At 41.5% G+C, this 18,590-nt stretch carries 15 protein-coding genes; 7 read left to right on the plus strand and 8 right to left on the minus strand.

What is annotated here, in order from left to right; translation table 11 throughout:
* Nucleotides 1–253 precede the first annotated feature (253 nt).
* Together IFO66_RS08985 and IFO66_RS08990 are read right to left on the minus strand one after the other, a co-directional pair.
* Nucleotides 254–1,453: a response regulator gene (locus IFO66_RS08985; protein ID WP_192024830.1), complete on the minus strand. Its 1,200-nt coding sequence runs from the start codon at nucleotides 1,451–1,453 to the stop codon at nucleotides 254–256.
* Nucleotides 1,450–4,599, minus strand: coding sequence for a hybrid sensor histidine kinase/response regulator (locus tag IFO66_RS08990; protein ID WP_192024831.1), 3,150 nt, complete (start codon nucleotides 4,597–4,599; stop codon nucleotides 1,450–1,452). Before IFO66_RS08990 ends, IFO66_RS08985 begins: the two co-directional genes overlap by 4 nt.
* A gap of 212 nt (nucleotides 4,600–4,811) precedes the next feature.
* Between IFO66_RS08990 and IFO66_RS08995 the strand changes: the two genes are divergently transcribed.
* Both IFO66_RS08995 and IFO66_RS09000 read left to right on the plus strand, forming a co-directional pair.
* The gene (locus IFO66_RS08995) at nucleotides 4,812–5,189 is read left to right on the plus strand and encodes a BlaI/MecI/CopY family transcriptional regulator (protein ID WP_192024832.1); all 378 of its coding nucleotides are present in this window, start codon (nucleotides 4,812–4,814) and stop codon (nucleotides 5,187–5,189) included.
* A 2-nt stretch (nucleotides 5,190–5,191) separates the two neighbouring features.
* On the plus strand, nucleotides 5,192–7,246 hold the full coding sequence (locus IFO66_RS09000) for a M56 family metallopeptidase (protein ID WP_192024833.1): 2,055 nt from the start codon (nucleotides 5,192–5,194) through the stop codon (nucleotides 7,244–7,246).
* 402 nt (nucleotides 7,247–7,648) lie between these two features.
* On the opposite strand, the gene IFO66_RS09005 is transcribed toward IFO66_RS09000, so the two are convergent.
* Entirely contained in the window at nucleotides 7,649–8,344 is a 696-nt protein-coding gene (locus IFO66_RS09005; RefSeq protein WP_192024834.1) for a hypothetical protein, read from the minus strand.
* Between the two features lie 197 nt (nucleotides 8,345–8,541).
* On the opposite strand from IFO66_RS09005, the gene IFO66_RS09010 reads away from it, so the two are divergent.
* Nucleotides 8,542–9,426, plus strand: coding sequence for a MerR family transcriptional regulator (locus tag IFO66_RS09010; RefSeq protein WP_192024835.1), 885 nt, complete (start codon nucleotides 8,542–8,544; stop codon nucleotides 9,424–9,426).
* Nucleotides 9,427–9,524: 98 nt separating this feature from the next.
* On the opposite strand, the gene IFO66_RS09015 is transcribed toward IFO66_RS09010, so the two are convergent.
* The 4 genes from IFO66_RS09015 to IFO66_RS09030 form a co-directional block, all read right to left on the minus strand.
* Complete coding sequence (locus tag IFO66_RS09015) at nucleotides 9,525–10,061, minus strand: RNA polymerase sigma factor (RefSeq protein ID WP_192024836.1); 537 nt, start codon at nucleotides 10,059–10,061, stop codon at nucleotides 9,525–9,527.
* Between the two features lie 185 nt (nucleotides 10,062–10,246).
* The gene (locus tag IFO66_RS09020; protein WP_192024837.1) at nucleotides 10,247–11,170 is read right to left on the minus strand and encodes an MBL fold metallo-hydrolase; all 924 of its coding nucleotides are present in this window, start codon (nucleotides 11,168–11,170) and stop codon (nucleotides 10,247–10,249) included.
* Nucleotides 11,133–11,798: a hypothetical protein gene (locus tag IFO66_RS09025; RefSeq protein ID WP_192024838.1), complete on the minus strand. Its 666-nt coding sequence runs from the start codon at nucleotides 11,796–11,798 to the stop codon at nucleotides 11,133–11,135. The genes IFO66_RS09020 and IFO66_RS09025 overlap by 38 nt, the downstream gene beginning before the upstream one ends.
* Nucleotides 11,799–11,813: 15 nt before the next feature.
* Nucleotides 11,814–12,191: an alpha-helical endospore appendage domain-containing protein gene (locus tag IFO66_RS09030; protein ID WP_192024839.1), complete on the minus strand. Its 378-nt coding sequence runs from the start codon at nucleotides 12,189–12,191 to the stop codon at nucleotides 11,814–11,816.
* Between the two features lie 287 nt (nucleotides 12,192–12,478).
* Between IFO66_RS09030 and IFO66_RS09035 the strand changes: the two genes are divergently transcribed.
* Nucleotides 12,479–12,970 (plus strand): cation:proton antiporter regulatory subunit, encoded by a 492-nt coding sequence (locus tag IFO66_RS09035; protein ID WP_192024840.1) that lies wholly within the window; start codon nucleotides 12,479–12,481, stop codon nucleotides 12,968–12,970.
* A 2-nt stretch (nucleotides 12,971–12,972) separates the two neighbouring features.
* Entirely contained in the window at nucleotides 12,973–14,199 is a 1,227-nt protein-coding gene (locus tag IFO66_RS09040; RefSeq protein ID WP_192024841.1) for a cation:proton antiporter, read from the plus strand.
* A gap of 84 nt (nucleotides 14,200–14,283) precedes the next feature.
* Here the strand turns inward: IFO66_RS09040 and IFO66_RS09045 are convergent, their stop codons facing one another.
* Nucleotides 14,284–16,197, minus strand: a complete 1,914-nt coding sequence (locus tag IFO66_RS09045) for a stalk domain-containing protein (RefSeq protein ID WP_192024842.1) — start codon at nucleotides 16,195–16,197, stop codon at nucleotides 14,284–14,286.
* A 295-nt stretch (nucleotides 16,198–16,492) separates the two neighbouring features.
* On the opposite strand from IFO66_RS09045, the gene IFO66_RS09050 reads away from it, so the two are divergent.
* Together IFO66_RS09050 and IFO66_RS09055 are read left to right on the plus strand one after the other, a co-directional pair.
* Nucleotides 16,493–17,311, plus strand: a complete 819-nt coding sequence (locus IFO66_RS09050; protein ID WP_192024843.1) for a MerR family transcriptional regulator — start codon at nucleotides 16,493–16,495, stop codon at nucleotides 17,309–17,311.
* A 21-nt stretch (nucleotides 17,312–17,332) separates the two neighbouring features.
* Nucleotides 17,333–18,514, plus strand: coding sequence for an MFS transporter (locus IFO66_RS09055; RefSeq protein ID WP_192024844.1), 1,182 nt, complete (start codon nucleotides 17,333–17,335; stop codon nucleotides 18,512–18,514).
* Nucleotides 18,515–18,590 lie beyond the last annotated feature (76 nt).

The raw sequence follows: 18,590 nt of genomic DNA on the forward strand, positions 1-18,590 counted from the left end.
TTCATACCCCTTCGCCCTTATTTTTTAGGTACATATACCTAATCCTTATGAATCATCATAGTAATAGCCACTGAACAAACGCTGAAAAAATAGGTGTTCATTCGTTTTTTCTCGACAATTTTTCAACGTTACGGCCATATTTTTTTATGCAGACAAAAATAAAGAGATATCATAATATAAAAAAAACTGCCCACCTATCGGCAGACAGTTCTATATGTATCTATTATTCGTTCTATATAATAGGCCAACATCTTTACGAATTCATTTCATACTCTTCTTTAAGTAGCTTCGCAACATAATCATACCAATCAATAGGCAGCGATTCTCCCAACTCTCTCTCATACTGCTCCTTGTATTCTTGCACAAAACTTTTTGCTTTTGCTTTTTCCCCTACCTCGATATAACACTCGACCATTTGAAGTGCGTAATCTTCATTCCACGGCTCAAAATGGAGCAATTTGCGTGCATAGGTAATCGCCTTCCGGTAATCCCCCTGCTTCTTTAAATGACTAACCGCATCTTCCATCAGCCATATAAATCGCTCCCGCAACTCTTCACGATGGACAGACATCCAAAGATTATCCAGCCCTTCGCACCAATCACCGCGATACAACGTCAATTTTTCTTCCCATTTCTCAATATTAGTTAACAGAGATGGAAGATTCATAAGTTCGTCCCTATCATGCCATATATCTGTTAACACTAATCGATACATCCGATCACGAAACGAAACGTGAATATGCTCCTGCAACTCTCTCTCCGCTACAGCACGGCGGAGCTGGTACACACAGGTATGTACATATTGCTTCGCTTTGTCAGGGTCAGAATTAGGAAATATATCCGTAATAATCTGGTCTAGACTGACTGAATCCTTATACAGCAAATAAGCAAACAATTCTTCAACCTTAAGCGTACGCCACTTTACAAGACCAGCTTGGGCATGTATTTCCAAACGTCCAAGGCTGTAAATTCGGGGTCCATTGGATTCTAGTAATGCTGCGCTCGGGGTGGATGACGATTCAGAAGAGTGCTGCTCATACACGCCGCCCACTGATGACACTTGCTCATTTTCAAGGATTGTTTTCCCTGATCGTCGACGATGAATGCGATTTATTGATAGCTGTAACCGCTCGGGCTTGACGGGCTTTAGTATATAATCGACCGCACTTAATTCGAACGCCTGGATTGCGTATTGATTATAAGCGGTTACGAATACGACTTCTATCATAGGCTTCTGCTCAAGGAGTTGCTCCGCAAACGCAAGCCCCGTAATCCCAGGCATTTGAATATCCAACAGCACGATATCCGGCTCATGTTGAAGTGCCCACTCCAGTGCTTGCTGCGCATGTGAGAATAAAGTGATTTCCCCTGCTAAAGGTTCTTCTCCTAACATATCTTCCATCTCACCTAATGCAGGTAGCTCATCATCTACGACTAGTATCCGATAGGTCATATGCTCCCCTTCTCTGCACGTATTTTCATCGTTATAACTGTACCTCCGCTTTCAAGACGACGAATGTCCAAATATGTTCCATACATACTTCTCAAACGGCCATTAATATTGGCGAGTCCGATTCCCTTTCGTTTACCGTCCATTGGCGGCACAGCTACTGTTACATCCAACTTCATCTCGTCCAACGAAATTCCTACCCCATTATCCGATACAGACAATTCAATCCATTCCCCAACTTTACGGGAGGAAATGTTAACCGTTCCACCTTCTACTTTTTCCATAAGTCCGTGGCGAACTGCATTTTCCACAATCGGCTGTAACAATAATGGTGGCATATGAAAATCTGTCACATCCAAAGCGTACTCCACATTCAACCGGTCACCGAAGCGTGCTTGTTCCAGCGATAAATAGGCCTTAATGAGTGCAACTTCTTCTGAAAAGGGAACCTCATCTACCTCATTATCAAAGTCAAAGCTTCCTCGCAAGAAATCACTTAACGCATGCAAGAGCCTTCTCGTTGCATCAGAGTCACGTTTACTCATCCACGATATCGTATTAATCGAGTTGAACAAAAAATGTGGCTTAATTTGAGCACGCAGCATGTCCCGCTCCGAATGAACTAACTGCACAGCTGTTTCTTTAAGCTGAATCAATGTTTTTACGCGCCCTTTTAAGTCTGTCCAATCAAAAGGTTTATGGATAAAATCATTAGCCCCTGCTTCAAACCCCGCCAAATTCATCTCGGTATTCGAGCCAGCTGTGGCCATCAATATTGGCAGCTCTAATGAATGATATTGCTGACGAATTTCACGGCACAATTCAAATCCAGACATTTTCGGCATCATAACATCCATAATGCACAAGTTGAAGCGATTGCCATCTTGCAGCAGCTTCAAGGCAGCTTCACCGCTCTTTGCCGATTCACAACTATACCCTTCCATCTCCAGCAAATTAATAAGTGCCTTCAAGCTGGCGTAACTGTCATCGACGAGTAAAATACGAGCTTTATGATTCCGAGCACCTATCGACGATATAGCAGCTCGTTCACTTGCTTGAGGCAACTCCATGGTAGCTGCCTGCTCTTGAACATGTGCGACCATATAAGATGAAATATGATCTTCGGAATTCGAACTACTTACAAGGTCATCATGATCTACTGCGTGCTGACTGGAATCCACAGCAGGAAGCATAAAGGTGAAAGTACTCCCTTTTCCAAGTATAGAATGAACGGAAATACGTCCTCCTTGGAGTTCAACTAATTGCTTCGTTATAGAGAGGCCAATGCCAATTCCCGTTGTATCCGTATATCCTTTTCGCTCCAACTGTTGGTAATCCATAAATATTCGCTCAAGCTGACTCGCTTCCATTCCAACTCCGGTATCCGTTACCGCAATGGATACCCATCCTTCCTGATGGACACACGACACGGTTATCGATCCAGACGGCGTATGTTTTAGTGCATTATCGAGCAAATTGTATAAGCTCTGAAGAATTCGATTCTCATCCGCAATAACATAATGCTTACCAGGCTCAACGTGATTGCGCAATTCCACTTCATCATTATGGTTCAAGCGATTAAATATATCTAACACGACCGAAACCAATCGATAAATATCAACCGGCTCAGTATGCAGTCGAATTCTGCCGTTCTTCACTTGCTCATGATCCAAAATATCTTTCACCAGATAGCTCAATCGCTGCGCAGTGCCATTTACAAGGCGTACATCCGACTGCTGCGCTGCATTTAATTGACCACCTGAACCATGGATCATCGATTGGCTAATATTTATAATCGCATTCAGCGGCGACTTTAGTTCATGAGAAGTACGAACTAAAAATTGTTCCTGATCTTTCATCTGCCTCGCCAACTGCTCAGACAATTGCTTGATGCGATTAAAAGCAGTCGTAAATCGGCTGGAGAAGAACAACCCTTGTGACAGCACGAAAATAGGGACACCGATGGGCAGCATATAAGTGAGTGTACCGACCCACACCACTTTAATTGCCATTAATAAAATAACCTGCAAGGCGGCCAGCATACTAATAAGCATATACATAGAGCCTACTAATTTATGATGCACAGCCTTCACCGATACGACCACCATATATACAACGACAGCTGTAAGCACCAGTATTAATAAATAGTTGAATCTGGAATAAATGCTCATCGGCGTAAAAATCGCCATCAACGCGATGAGCATTGTTAACCAACCTATTCCTTTAGCAACCTTAACAGATGCATGCGGTTGAAATTGATAACAAATATGAGCGGTGAAGAAGTATCCCGCGCAAGCCCCGGAAATAAGCTGGATTTTCACATTTACTTCAAATGATAAATACGGCAGAAATTCCAGCAGCACTTTTTCACCATGTGAAGCCACATAAAAGGCACTAAAAAAGCAAAACAGTGGGTAAAAGATGCCTGCTTTCCCTTCACGCCTATGGAAACTTTCTCCCGATAAGTAAATGGCCATAAATAACAGGCAGACAATAATGGCTACATCCACATAGCCCCTACGCTTTTCCAACGCCTGTATAGCTTCTGGTGTACCCATATAAATCGGCTCAGAAACACCTTGGTTCGCATAAAAGTCAAAGTTGGATACTTGCAATACCAGCTCAACTTCCCCTTGTTCTGTAGAGAAATACCCGTTATACGGGCGGTTATTAGGCGTGGAAGTATCCGAACTGTTACCTACTTGCCCTGTCGAGCCAATCAGCTCACCATCAGCATAAAGCCTGCTTGCCGTCTTTACATTGGTTACCCTTATCGCATAATCTCGATGGTTCGATGGCAGCTTGAGCTTTATACGATAGGTCGCAACATAGACGTCATCATTGAGAAATGGTTTCCATCCATGAGGATTCCATTGATGAGGGAGCCTAACAAAGGTAGCAAGTTCAGGCTTAACTTGCTCAGACATGAGCAAGTGAGCAGGGATATACTCCCACAATCCATCAATCGGGATCGCTCCTTCGTCCTCCATGCTGCAAAGAGAGACATTTAACGTTCCCCGTTCGCTCACCGCGCATTTTTCCGTACGAATATCCATTAACGGCACTACAAATAAGACGAACAATAGCATAACCCATAAACATAGGATGGCTGCTGGTATACGGCGTAGTTTGTTCCATACGGATGTCATAAGATGTGAGACTCCCATTCTTCTAGACAGTAATATAATATACTTCTGGAATAATACTACTGCTTACAAGAATTGTTGTACAAGCAAAAAATACAGATTTATATATCTACGATCACTAATAAAATGGAAAATTATATATTGACACTAACCGATTACAAGTGTAATCTGTATGTCATAAATCGATTACACTCGTAATCAGAAAGGAGTATACAATGAACAACTTTCCACGAATTACCGAATCAGAATGGGAAGTCATGAACGTGATTTGGGCACGCTCTAAAGCTACAGCCCATGAAGTAATTGAAGCTTTAGCACAAACAGAAAATACTTGGAAGCCAGCTACGGTCAAATCCCTAATCAGTAGACTCGTGAAAAAGAACGTGCTCGGCTACACGCAAGAAGGCAAGCTATATTGCTATTATCCTTTACTTAGCAAAGAAGAGTGCTTGAGATCGGAAAGTTCATCTTTCCTCCAGCGCTTATATGGCGGCACATTAAAGCCGATGCTCGTCCATTTTCTTAGCCAAGAGAACATATCGAATCGAGAAATTGAAGAACTGCAAAACATACTAGAGAAACGGAAAGAATAGACATGGAGAACCTAACAACGGGTTTTATCACTACCTTATTTGATTGGATCTGGACTTCTTCACTACTGGTAGTCGTTATTGTAGGATTTATTTTGGCGGTTAAGCACCTATTCAAAAATAAGCTGCCTATTCGCTGGCACTATCTATTATGGTTTATCATCGTTGTGCGTCTGCTTGTGCCATGGACACCCGAAAGTTCGTTCAGCCTATTCAATTGGCTGCCGACGATGAGTTCGGAACAATCCTTAACGGAACTTGCCCCTATCCATCCATACGCTCTCGTTGACGAGGGAGTTCATAACCAAGGCAACACAGCAGCAACATCATCAGCATCTGATCTGGCTCATCCATCCAACAGTGCTGATCCAAGTACTTCTTACACCAATGCCGTAGGAACGACAGAAAAAACGAACCGTCTCATCGTATGGGATGCTTCTCTTTCACTGTATGAAGGCTTGTTCTATGTTTGGTTTCTAGGCGTGCTCTTTATGACCTGCAAATTTATTAGCCTTAACTATACCTTTCGCAAGCAGGTCATTAAAGATGCCATTACGCTTCAAGATCAAGCAACTATAAGCATTTTAGAACAATGCAAACAACAGTTGAACATAAAGCGGCATATCCCAGTTTTGCTCACTAATCAAGTCAAAAGCCCTGCCCTATATCGTTGTTTACGCCCACATATTTTACTTCCTAGAGAAACGATAGCTGCCTTTGACGCCAATGAATGGCGATATATGTTTCTGCACGAACTCATTCACTATAAACGCAAAGATTTACTCGTAAATGGACTTATGTCTACGATGCTTGTTCTGCACTGGTTCAATCCGATTATTTGGTACAGCTACAGACGTATGCAGGAAGATCAAGAACTGTCCTGTGATGATAGAGCGATATCTTATCTTCGTCCTGATGAAGTAAAGGCTTATGGATATACCGTTATTAAACAAATGAAAATATCATCGAACCCATCAAGCCTTATTCCCGTCACGTACTTCCGCTCGTCTTCGACACAGATAAAAAGGAGGATACATATGATTGCATTATTTAAGCAGCGATCAGCCCGCTGGACGATAGTAGGAGCAACTTTGTTCGTGCTTATTGCAGCTGCAACACTGACCTCTGCCAAACCTGCAATAAAATCTGCGGACAAGCCCGTTATTTCGCCATCTGCGAACCTTGACTTGTTAAAGCCTTTGAAGCCTGACATTCGTAAACAAGCAGAAGCAAGCATCAGCTACATAATGGAACGGCTTGAAAAGTCACTTCCATTACAAAAGGTAACTCATTTACCAGAGCAAAATAATTGGTTCTTGGAGTTTGGTGGGGACAGAGCAGGTCATCAACTGTTGTGGATTAATCAAGACACAGGAAAAATTGCACGGGCTGAATTCGGTGTTGAACTGAGTGCGAATGCAGTAAGTAAGGCACTGCTTGAGGAAACGAAACAACTGCTCGAACAGCATGGAGACCGCTTCACCTCCAATATGTACTTCCATCGACATCTGTCCTACGATGCGACTAAGGAGCAAGCGATGAACTTCTCGACAAGCTTGCGGACAAAGGGTGGGGTAATTACACCAAAAGTGACGTTAAATTGGGCTAACGATAAATTGAATGTTAAAGCTTACCCAGTACCACTTGATCAAGTAGAAACTATCTACATCGAGCAAGGGAAGCTAGCATTGCAGAAATTAAGTGGCAAAGAAAAAATAGAGCTCCAATTAGCAAATCGTTACGAAAGTGAGGAGACAAGTCATTTGTATCTTTATTTTAACGATGATCGGCGTGCGTATTTTAACCTAAACACGAAACAGCTCTACTATGTGGAAGATGCAACTGAAAGAAGAAGTAAGTCAGCCGTTACTCAACAAAAAATCCACCTATCCGCGTTAACCGTTGTAGAAGATATTTTCGGAACCAATCTACAGGGCTATACATTTAAACTAGTAGACAATCAGCCAGGTTCTGCTGTGTTAGAAAAAGAGAACCGCTCTATTCAAATTGGTTACACGAATAAAGGGAGAATCAACTCCATAGAAATAACGAACAAGTAGTCACGTCATATTTATTGGGCTAGTAATACAAACCAAAAAGCGGCGCTGTCTCAGCATTACTAATAAAATGCGCCGCTACTTCTACTTGCTTGAGGACCACTAATACTAACTAAACCTCTTCAACCTTATTTTCAATTTTAAGTTCCATTTGTAGTTCAACAAGACGCTCTATCTTTTTGACCTAACGAAACATATATCTCCGTTTGCAGCACTTTAGCTTTAAATAAAAATTCATTTGTCGCATCATCTCTATTATTTTTATAGGAATTCAAACCATCTCTCACCCGATGTGTGAGCTATTTTTTTGCAAATAGAAGGCGTTAGACAGATAGAAAAGCAAAGAAACGACAAAGCATAAGCGGCTTTACCGTTTCCTCGCTTTATTCATTTACCGTATCTAACTTACTTTGGAAGGGAAGCTACTAACGTGCCGGGTGAAATTTCTAGAGTATATTCAAACGGGGTTCCCTTATGCGGGTATTTCGATGCAGGAGTTGGCCAGTGTACTTCAGCACTAGGCTTGCCTGAACCATGTGATGTAGGTGGCGTAGAGTTATTTGTCGTACAAGTAATCCAATTATTAGAGGAGTCTCTGTATTGAAACTCGCTGCAAATAACCGGACTATGGGTTGTCGCCCAATTTGGCAATGGATCGGGAACACGACCAGCAGGGAAGTTTTGATCACATGCACCAACAACAAGCCGAACACTCGTTAACGTGCTGTAAATGCCCGGAAATGATTTTACAATAGCGCCATTCACAATGTAGTCCAACGCCGTTTTATATGCATTAATAGATAATTCAATTGGTACAACCTGACCTGGACGAAAGCTCCACGTGTCATCTCCGCCACTTCCAGTACGTGCCCACGTATAGAACCAGTGCCACTTATCGCCTTGGTGCTTAAAGCTTGTCGAGATTCCACATTCAACATGATGCCCTGAGCCATCCGCCGACAAATAAAAGTTGATAAATCCATTGCCATTTCTACCTTTAATAGAAGCTTCGGTCGGAATCGTCATCGTAGTTTTGACGCCCGTCACTCCATTTACAGGTGTATACCATCTTGCCAATTTCGCATATTCCGTTGCGCTCATACAAACACTCCTTTGTTAGATAATTGATAGGAAATTCCGAATCCTATACTAAAGTGAAAAGTATGAAGTGTATAACAACCCTTAACAAAATATTTATAATATGTATTCTCATAGACAGCAGCAGTACGGTATTCTGAAAATAGCACGTAGCACGTCCACAGAACTTTGTTCACACCTTACAGAAAGGAAGCTCTTTCATGTATCCGATCGGTAAATTTTCAGAACTATGCCATGTTCCTATAAAAACAATACGCTACTATAGCGATATTGGCTTACTCAAGCCCTCATATATTGATCCGGTGACTAACTATCGGTATTACGACTATGACAGTATTCAAACTTTGAACAAGATTACCATTTTAAAAAGCTGTCAGTTGTCTTTAGCAGAAATACAACAAATGATAACGAATGCCGATCCATCTCAATGGATGAGCATCTTGAGCCAGCAACTAGACAGATTAGAAGAACAGAAACAACAAATTAACTATCGAATCGAAGAAATTCATCAATTAAAAATTAAAATCCAACAAGAGCACGCCTTTATTCCGGGTCCTACTTTGTCCACCTGTTATTTAGAAAATAGAGAAGAGCAGGCCGTATATACAATCCGTAAAAAAATAAAGATGACCTTTATCGATCATCTCGTTAAACAATTGTTCGAACGCATATATGCGTTTCAACTTGAAACTGCAGGCAAATTAATGGCCATATTCCATGAACGAGAAGATAATAAAAAAGAAGCCGACGTAGAGCTGCTAATTCCCGTGAAGCCGATGAAGGATTCCTATAAATTGGACGACTTCAAAATACGGGCCCGCGGAACATACGCGTGCATCACCGTTGAAGGCCCTTACTCCGAACTGGAATCAGGTTATATCATGCTATTAACATATATCGATGAACAAAATCTCATTCAGACGGGTCCTCCAATGGAGATTTACGAGCAAGGATTACTCCCTGCTACTATTGAAGCTCAAGATGCTAAGGATATTAAGCCAGATGTAACACGACATCCATCCGAATTTATCACGAAAATAGTTATCCCCGTTATAACAGAAGACCTAAACGAGCTGCATATATAGAGGAGGAAAAAGTGTAAATTTCGGTGGGAGAAATGAGGGGAAGTCTCCCACCTTTATTTTTTTCTACACAGTATGGAATGGTATTTATAAATTTTAATTTAATAGCCTCCTGAGACCTCGCCTCGTTGCAATCGTTTCCGCAGCTTTCCCAACCCACGATACAGTATCGTTTTCGTAGAACCCAACGGAAGCCTTAACTCATCAGATATTGCTTGAATCGTATACCCTTGATAATATTTCAATTGAATTACCTTTTTCTCATTTATATCTAACTCATCTAACATTTGCTGTAAGGTTACAGCAAGTGGTACATCCTCTGCTGACACGCTCGCACTATTTTGCTCCGTGTATTCGAGCGGGAATGGTATAATCTTTTTCCGCTGCTGCAATAGATGAATGGATTGATTAATAGCAATCTTTGTCATCCATGACTTTACATATCGCGGCTCTCGCAAGCTGCCAATTGACTTATAAGATTGATACGCGGTCTCCTGAACAATATCTGAGGCATCATCTTTATTTTTCACATACGTATAAGCAACTCGAAAAATAGTTCCCTCATACTGTTGGAATATTTCTAAAAATGCCTTGCTATTTCCCTTCTGTGCCTGTTCCACGAGCTTATGTATATCCATGTCACATCGGTTTCTCCCTTCCCTCTTACATTTATTAGATCACAATTGGAGGAATATGGATTTACAATTTGTTAAGTTTTATGAAAAATCACTTCAGATTAAGTGATAAAATTTACATAAGTATATCGATACACAAAAAAACGCCGATCAGGATCGGCGCTGTGTATACTACATATGTAAGCAGCTCAAATCGTGCGTGGAGCCACATTAGACTGCTCTATAACCAATTGTCCCTTCTCTACGAAGCAATCGATCTTCTTCGTGCGCTTTAACTCGCTTAATAAAGCTCTTACAATAGAGCTAATGGCCATATAAGCCGTACTATTATCCTCTATTTCATAATGTAGGAGTACTTCTTTTACGATCTGCTCGTAGGTCATCGCATTTGCACGAATGATGGCTTCAACATCTTGCAAACATTGCTCTAACCTTTCGAGATGATCATGAACCAATTCCGATATATCGGTACAATAACCACCGTGGTTAAACACATAAGATGAAACAGCGGATGCAGACAGCTTGTTGAAAGTTGCTCTCGCACCTTTAATATCACTGTAGTACAGCAGTTTCTGTCGCAATAGCGTCTGTTTTCCAAACAAAGCATCACTGCCGTATAAAATGTTGTCTGGTGTTATTACGCCTATCATATCTGGACTATGGCCAGGTAATGTTACAATCGCAAACGTAGCTCCATCAATTTGAATCGCTCCGTCTTCATACGAAATTATGTCTGTGACAACAACCTGACGTTTCACTTTCTCCTCCTCTAACAAGAGGGTTTCAGCAGCACCATAGGAATGGCTAAGCCAAGGATATTGAATAAATGGAGCAGATAACTCCGAGCTATAAACACGTAGATCTGGGTAATTTTCTTGCAAATAATGATTGCCACCGTATTGCTGAACATGTGCATGCGTATTAATGATGGCACTCACTCGGTATCCCATATTTCTTAGTAAACGATCCAGAGCTTTAGCAATTCCAGCATTCGGCCCACTATCTATTAATACAGCAGTACGATTCGCTTCATTTAAATAAACCCCTACTGATAATTTCCCAGACAAATAATAGCTAGAACCTATCGCTTGCAGCAGTTCTAATTTGAGCATCTGCCTGCCCGCCCCTTTCCATATCCCTATCCATTTGATTTAACTTCTTTATAGATGTCCATGAACCAATCTTGGACATGACTACATTATCAGCCAATATGGGGAGTGAATGTCTATCTGGTTGACGTTCCAACTTGCTTGTATCTGCACACGCTGTTAACTCTTTCGCACAAGAAATTTCTGTTAGGGAATCCACTTCCGAATCTAGCATCTGATTACTATCCGTATAGGAGCCGATAATGAATTCATCATCACGTGACAGCTCATTTGAATAATAGCTTTGAAGCCCGTATAGCTGCGTCATCACTTGTGCACCAAGCATTGCATTTTCGAAGGGCCACTGTTGGAGCCGTTTAATCGTACGATGAATTTCAATTAGAAATTTTTCTGCATCGTCACTACGTTTTTCATCCTTATCCCTTCTATTACTAGCAGTCTCCGAATAAACGAGACCACTCCAGCTCACGCATTTATGAATATCCACTCCAATGCTAACCATCTTCGCAATATCATAATCCACAAGTCGCTGCTCCCTATTTTCCATATGCCTACGATTGTGCTGAAGAGCCTGTATTAGTTGAAAAATCGCAAACAATAACGACACAGCCGAGTTCGCTCTCTCTTGCATTACGAATCACCTCTACTAATAATCAAATCCGCGATCATCATGATAAAAGCGTGCAATGTCTTCATTATCGTCAGCCACAATTATCGATGCACAGGAAGAAGTGTCACTTTCATAAGGGATCAAAGGAAGGATCGCAGTCCATTTTTTACACAATTGCCATTCTGTCATGTAAATAGATTCAAGAACTTGAATAAGAGACTGGTTAAATTGAATGATTTCTTTTGAAGTTGGCTGACTCGGAAATTCTCGATTTCTTCCCACAAACGCTAGCACTTTATCTGTCTCTAGTTGCATCAAATTTGCTACAACCTTTTCTTCAGAAACAAGCAATGCTAATAATTGAGCAACACTTTGACTTTCGGTAGAAACATTGCCTTTGGATAAGGTCTTCATCGCTCCTTCTCCCTTCGTTCTCACCTACTCTATTTATATGATTACCCAACTACCAAATATTACTTATCTACTAGCGAAATTCTATGAAACTCCCCTTTCTGAATCTCTATTATTCTGTTTCTACTAATAAATGCACTCTATTTCATCACTAAACCCATTTAAAGCATCGCAGACGAATTTTGATAGCCAGAATGAATCCCCCTACATTAAAGGTTTATCTAACGCCTACAATAGGTTATAATGTTTATGTAAACATCATTTTTTTTCGACAGGAGGTTTAAAAACGGGTGAACATTAGAGAAACGGATCTACCAGGAATCGGCAGAAAGTACCAAATGGAATCCAGAAGCGGGGATAAGTTCGTCGTCGTCATTCATGATGATGGACGCCGCGAGTTGTATCATTTTGATTACGACGATCCAGATGAGAGCATTTCCATGGTTACGCTCGAAGATGAAGAAGCTCGCCAGATGGCAGCTATTATCGGGGGCATGACGTACAAACCGAAGGCACTGGAGACGATTGAAGTTGCGCTCGATGACCTAACCATTGAATGGTATCGCATCGATCCACAAGCGTCTTGCATCGGCAAAACAATTGGTGAAGCTAACGTTCGTCAGTCTACTGGAACGACGATCATTGCTGCTATTGAGAAAGAATCGAAACATATTAACCCTGGTCCTGAATACGTCTTCAAAGCTGACACAATGCTTGTTATTGCTGGGGAACGCAAGCAGTTGAAAGCCTTAAAAGCTATGTTGCAGAACGGGAGTCGGTAACTATGGATCACCTGGTTCTTGAAGTTGGACTAGCCATCATTCTCATTGCCCTAGCAGGTTTATTGGCGGCCAAAATTCGCTTCTCCGTCATTCCTTTCTATATTTTAGTCGGTATGGCTGTAGGGCCTCACGCTCCACAACTTGGAGTGCTTGATTTTAGATTTATAGAAAGCGCAGAGACGATTCACTTTTTGGGACGTTTAGGTGTACTATTTTTACTCTTCTATCTAGGATTAGAATTCTCTGTCGGACGATTGATCAAGTCAGGGAAATCAATTGCAGTCGGTGGAACGATCTACATTGCTATTAACTTTACGCTTGGACTTGCCTTTGGCTTTCTTGCCGGCTTCCCATTTGCTGAAACGATGGTATTGGCAGGAATTACGACCATATCGTCCAGTGCAATCGTAGCCAAAGTACTTGTAGATTTGAAACGGACGGCGAACCCAGAGACAGAAATGATACTCGGTATTATTATGTATGAGGACATTTTCCTTGCGGTCTATCTCTCTGTTCTCTCTGGTCTAGTTCTAAGCGATGAATCTTCCTTAGTGGGAGTACTGCTTTCTGCTTCTTACGCACTTGGATTTATGCTTCTATTCCTTGTAGTAGGCAGAAAAGCTGCACCGTTGTTGAACAAACTGTTAGATATTAGATCGAATGAGCTCTTTATCCTTCTTATTTTCGGATTATTGTTCTTTGTAGCTGGACTTGGAGAAACGATTCATGTAGCTGAGGCGATTGGTGCGTTACTGTTCGGTCTTGTACTGGCAGAAACGAAACATATGAAACGCATTGAACACATGATTCTTCCTTTCCGTGATTTCTTCGGAGCGTTGTTCTTCTTTAGCTTCGGATTAACGATTGTTCCTAGCTCATTAGGTGGCGCAGTAGGACTTACACTTGGCGCAGTTGCGCTTACGTTGTTCGGTAACTTCCTTGCAGGCATGCTCGCAGGAAAAAGTGCTGGCTTGTCCAGAAAAGCTTCCGCTAATATTGGACTTACGATTGTATCACGCGGTGAGTTCTCGATCATCGTTGCGAATATTGGTATTGCGGCTTCCTTAAGCCCTAAGATCCAGCCATTTGCGGCCTTGTATGTACTAATCTTAGCCGTGCTTGGACCACTCCTAACGAAAGAATCCAAATTAATCTACAAAGGATTAAATGCGATTTTTCGCTGGGATAAACCAAAAGCAGCTAAAGAACGAAGTACATCCAACCGTTAACGCAGTACCATAGGATAGACAGAGGGTGTCCCAAGGGCCATGTATAATGACTTTTGGGACACCCCCTTTTCATATTCATTATGGTTATTGATATATGCCTGTCACTTTGCCATTTGTAAATGTAATAATGCTAAGACTTGATCCGCTTCCATATCCCCATGACTCCACCGTAATATTTCCGCCCGTAATATAGGAAGTGTTTCGTGGTTGTCCCCAAGACATGAGCACCTGCTCCTTGGTCATCCCTGTAGATACTTTTTCATTTTTGATTTTTTCCCATACTGACTTAGACCATTTATAACGTTTATACGGATCATAGTTTAATAATTGAGTTTGATCTGTAAATAACCACGTTACTTCGCTCGTACTCATTGGATAGCCCGTAAGCATTTTACCGTTAGCGTGCTTGAATACGACCGTATAGAGCGTGCCGTCTGGAACGATATCCGTCACGGTTAGTTTATTAAACCGCTCCCAACCTTGGAAATGATTAATCCAGTAGCTCTTGCCAATATATTTGGCCAACTCCCCTTGCTTAGCCCGCTTTTGGACCTTAGCCGTTTCATCAGATTGAACGATCATCTTCGCGGAACCGAATTTTATGATAGCTCGCTTTAAATGATTGTCCCATGAAATATTCGCCTGCACCATATGCTTCAGCAGCTCAGCAGGAAATACCGTTGTACCTCCAGCCGTTTGCACCACGCCTTTCATGGTGTATGCCATCCCATCGACCGTCGCCAGTTTGCTTCCGGATTGCAGCTTGATTTTTTTGGAGCCTAGTTGAATATGATGTTCTTTCGTACTAGGAACGGAAGTTACTTTACCGCCGAGTGTCTGGAACACAGATTTCAGCGGAAGGTAGACAATACCGTCTTTTTGGATCGCATGTTGCAAAGGCTCATCTAGACTGACCGATATTTTCGCTTGGCTGCTCAACCCATGAGCCGTTATTTTCACACTAGTTTCACCAACACCACGAGCTTTGAATTTATTGTCTGGTACCCTCTCGATCAGCTGTGGTTGATCGATAACAAGTTCATCCTTATTCGGATATCGCTTATGCGTATAACCATTTGTGTACTGTTCTTCTACTGCAATTAAAAAGTGATCGCCTACCTTAGGCGTTGTTCTCGTAACGATCAGCTTAATACTTTTCATTTCAGGTACTTTCATTTTCTCTATGCCCTCTTCACTAAAAACATTCCAAGAGCCATCTTTTTGCTGAAAGTAAACACTGCTTCCAGAATCAGGACTAGTCATCTTCACGATATCTTTGAGATTATGAATTTGCTCCATTGCAAATTTATTTGTACGATCTGATACCCATACCGTGCCGTCTTTTTTCGTAATTAACAGTTGTTGGGGCTCAAACCATTGTACGTTGTCTGCATCCGTTGTGACAGTTACCGGTTCTTTTTGAAAAGGAGCATAATGCGTGACAGTTCCCTCTTTATCCACCACTATAGTGTCATAGTCGTTGACATGTACGGATACCGCATTCGGTACATTTGCAATCAACTCAGGTTTACCCGACCCCTGTTTCTTATAGATATCACCACTGTTTGATAATGCAGCAAGCACATGCCCCCGTGCATCCAGCAGCCTAATGTTGGACAGCCCCGCAACTTCCTCGTCATGATTCCAAACCGTACCGTCTTTCTTGAGCCAATAGCCATACTTGCTCAGTTGGGCAACTTCCTTCATATATGGAAGTTCTTTTGATTTCTCCAAATATCCCCAACTAACTACTTTCCCTCCAGCCGTTAACCCCCAGCCCCCCGTATCTGTTTCTTCTATGGAGACGAGATTAAACTGATTCCGTCGTGCACCGTCAAAATCATCTCTCCATAGGGACCCATTATCCAACAAAAATGTATCGCTATCAATGACAGATACAATTTTGGGCTTACTTGCTGGCGAACTTGCCGAAACGATTCCTGCCGTGCAGAGCGTCAATAAAAGCGCGACGACAGTTAGACTTAACAATCTCTTCATTTACAATCTCCCCTATTTCTATGTAAATAGACAACTTCCAGATTATATCAAACGCTGTCGAATCATAGTAGGATAATAATAGAAAAATAGTGTTTGACTAGAAAAATAAAGTTGTAGACCGTGAAAGTAATCAACTGACGTTGCTTCATTAACCTAACGGGCAGGATAGCGATAAATTAGAAAAGCGTGGAAGGAAGTCGATCTTAGCTATGAAAAAAGAAACTTGCACATCCTTGACTTTCCCCTGCACAGGAAACTGTATACTACCATTATGTTATAGATTGGAGGTGATATTTTGTTTAAAATCAGTGAGTTTTCCAGGCTAAGTAAGGTCTCCTTAAAAACACTGCGCTATTATGACCAGATTGGCATACTAAAGCCGAGAAAGGTGGATAACGATACTGGCTACCGTTACTATTCCGCAGATCAGCTTCTTGAGCTCAACCGAATCTTAATCTATAAGGAATTGGGTTTTACATTGCCACAAATTACACAGTTGCTCCAGGAAGACATTACATTAGAGCATATTCAAGGGATGTTTAAGCTGAAAAGAAGCGAAATCCAGCAAATCATCAATACGGAACAAGCCAAACTCGTTAGGATTGAGGAGCGTATGCAGCTTATAGAAAAAGAGGGGCAAGTCCAAACAGGGCAAGAAATCAGAGTTAAAGCAGAAGGTGCTCAACAGTTTCTTTTTCAGAAAGCATGCGGGAGAGAAGAGGACATTCCAGATTTATTTCGTACATTTAATCAGTTAGTAACAAAGGAAATTCGCCAATTGACTCAAGGTCCGCAGGTTGTTTTGTGGAAAGAAATAGACGGAAAAGAGGATGAATTTGAGTTTGAAATTGGTTATTTTCTAACCTGTGAGCTGCTAATATTTCCAGACTCATTTCAGCTACGGACTCTTCCTCCTGAGCCGATGATGGCCACAATGGCTTTTCGTTCGAATTCTAACTTTGCTCGTACAGCCTGTGTTCATTTAGCTAAATGGATTGAGAAAAATAACTATCAGATCAAGGAAAACGAATCTGGCAGGGAAATATATTTACCATTATCTCCAGAACAAGATGCACAATTCATAGAAATACAAATTCCAATTATACATAGATAACTGGAGAAGGAGCGGAGCGAATTGAAAAATAAATGGATCATCTATATCCTGGCACTGGCTGTGTTTCTGATCGGAACCATTGAATACATTATTACAGGAGTCATTGAAATGATCGCTATGGACTTGGGAGTATCTACTTCCGAAGTTGGGTTACTGGTGACTGTGTTTGCTCTCGCAGCGGCTATTATCGCTCCAATTTTGATTGCATTAACGATAAATGCAGATCGCAAGAAGCTGATGATGACCACCCTTAGTGTATTTATTGCTAGCAACGGACTTATGTTTGTAGATCTTCCTTATGAAGCAGTACTATGGGTACGAATTATTCAAGGGGCGAGCGGAGGAATCACTACCGTAGTAGCCATGGCAGTAGCGACACGACTCGTTGAAAAAGAAAAGAGGGGCAATGCCATCGGTATCATTTTGATGGGGCTTAGCAGTTCGCTAGTGCTCGGTGTTCCCATTGGCACATTTTTTAGTGAACTGTTTGGATGGAGAGTCCTGTTTATTTTAATTGGTTTATTAAGCATTCTTCCATTGCTTATCATTTATAAAAAAGTTCCGGCAATCAAAGAAGAAGAAAAGGTTACCTTCAGCATGCAGCTCTCTATTTTAAGGAATTCAACCGTTCTGACTGCCTTGGTTATTACTTTATTTTACATAGGCGGCTATTCTACACTGTTCACTTATATTACGCCATTCCTGCAAGCCACATCTTCTCTTTCCATAACCGAAATTAGCGGCGTTCTATTTCTAGCAGGAATTTGCAGTTTCGTCGGATCAAGAGTGGGAGGACAATTGGCAGACACAAAGGGATCGAAATTTACAATATGTCTCGGGCTCCTCTTACAAGGGGCGACTCTCCTTTTATTCGCTCTAGCTGGTGTGAATCTCTTTGTATTAATCTTGGTTTTAATGATTTTTATGATAGCAACGTGGAGTATTTCCCCTGCGCAGCAACTATATCTGGTAACTCTAGCGCCTCGAAACCCGGATATTGCTCTTAGCGTAAATACTTCGTTCATCCAATTTGGTTTTGCACTGGGATCTGGATTAGGTGGGCTTGTTATCAGTCGTACATCTGTCCTGTATTTGAATTGGCTGGGGTTTGCCACTGTAAGCATAGCTTTACTTCTTGCTATCTTACTATTTAAAAAAAATAGCAGTATGACTGAAAACCGACACCCAGTGCAATTACAGTGATGGGGCGAAAAGTATATTGCAGAAGTTTCCCGACTTGCTAAGTCTATACTTTATTTTCTGCTGATACTAAGTAAAC

This window comes from Paenibacillus arenosi (genome assembly GCF_014841135.1).
GTDB classification, from domain to species: domain Bacteria; phylum Bacillota; class Bacilli; order Paenibacillales; family Paenibacillaceae; genus Paenibacillus_B; species Paenibacillus_B arenosi.

Bases quoted from the DNA above. Each gene is read 5' to 3' on its own strand.
- IFO66_RS08985 (WP_192024830.1), bottom strand. From the start codon at position 1,453: ATGACCTATCGGATACTAGTCGTAGATGATGAGCTACCTGCATTAGGT.
- IFO66_RS08990 (WP_192024831.1), bottom strand. From the start codon at position 4,599: ATGACATCCGTATGGAACAAACTACGCCGTATACCAGCAGCCATCCTA.
- IFO66_RS08995 (WP_192024832.1), top strand. From the start codon at position 4,812: ATGAACAACTTTCCACGAATTACCGAATCAGAATGGGAAGTCATGAAC.
- IFO66_RS09000 (WP_192024833.1), top strand. From the start codon at position 5,192: ATGGAGAACCTAACAACGGGTTTTATCACTACCTTATTTGATTGGATC.
- IFO66_RS09005 (WP_192024834.1), bottom strand. From the start codon at position 8,344: ATGAGCGCAACGGAATATGCGAAATTGGCAAGATGGTATACACCTGTA.
- IFO66_RS09010 (WP_192024835.1), top strand. From the start codon at position 8,542: ATGTATCCGATCGGTAAATTTTCAGAACTATGCCATGTTCCTATAAAA.
- IFO66_RS09015 (WP_192024836.1), bottom strand. From the start codon at position 10,061: ATGGATATACATAAGCTCGTGGAACAGGCACAGAAGGGAAATAGCAAG.
- IFO66_RS09020 (WP_192024837.1), bottom strand. From the start codon at position 11,170: ATGCTCAAATTAGAACTGCTGCAAGCGATAGGTTCTAGCTATTATTTG.
- IFO66_RS09025 (WP_192024838.1), bottom strand. From the start codon at position 11,798: ATGCAAGAGAGAGCGAACTCGGCTGTGTCGTTATTGTTTGCGATTTTT.
- IFO66_RS09030 (WP_192024839.1), bottom strand. From the start codon at position 12,191: ATGAAGACCTTATCCAAAGGCAATGTTTCTACCGAAAGTCAAAGTGTT.
- IFO66_RS09040 (WP_192024841.1), top strand. From the start codon at position 12,973: ATGGATCACCTGGTTCTTGAAGTTGGACTAGCCATCATTCTCATTGCC.
- IFO66_RS09045 (WP_192024842.1), bottom strand. From the start codon at position 16,197: ATGAAGAGATTGTTAAGTCTAACTGTCGTCGCGCTTTTATTGACGCTC.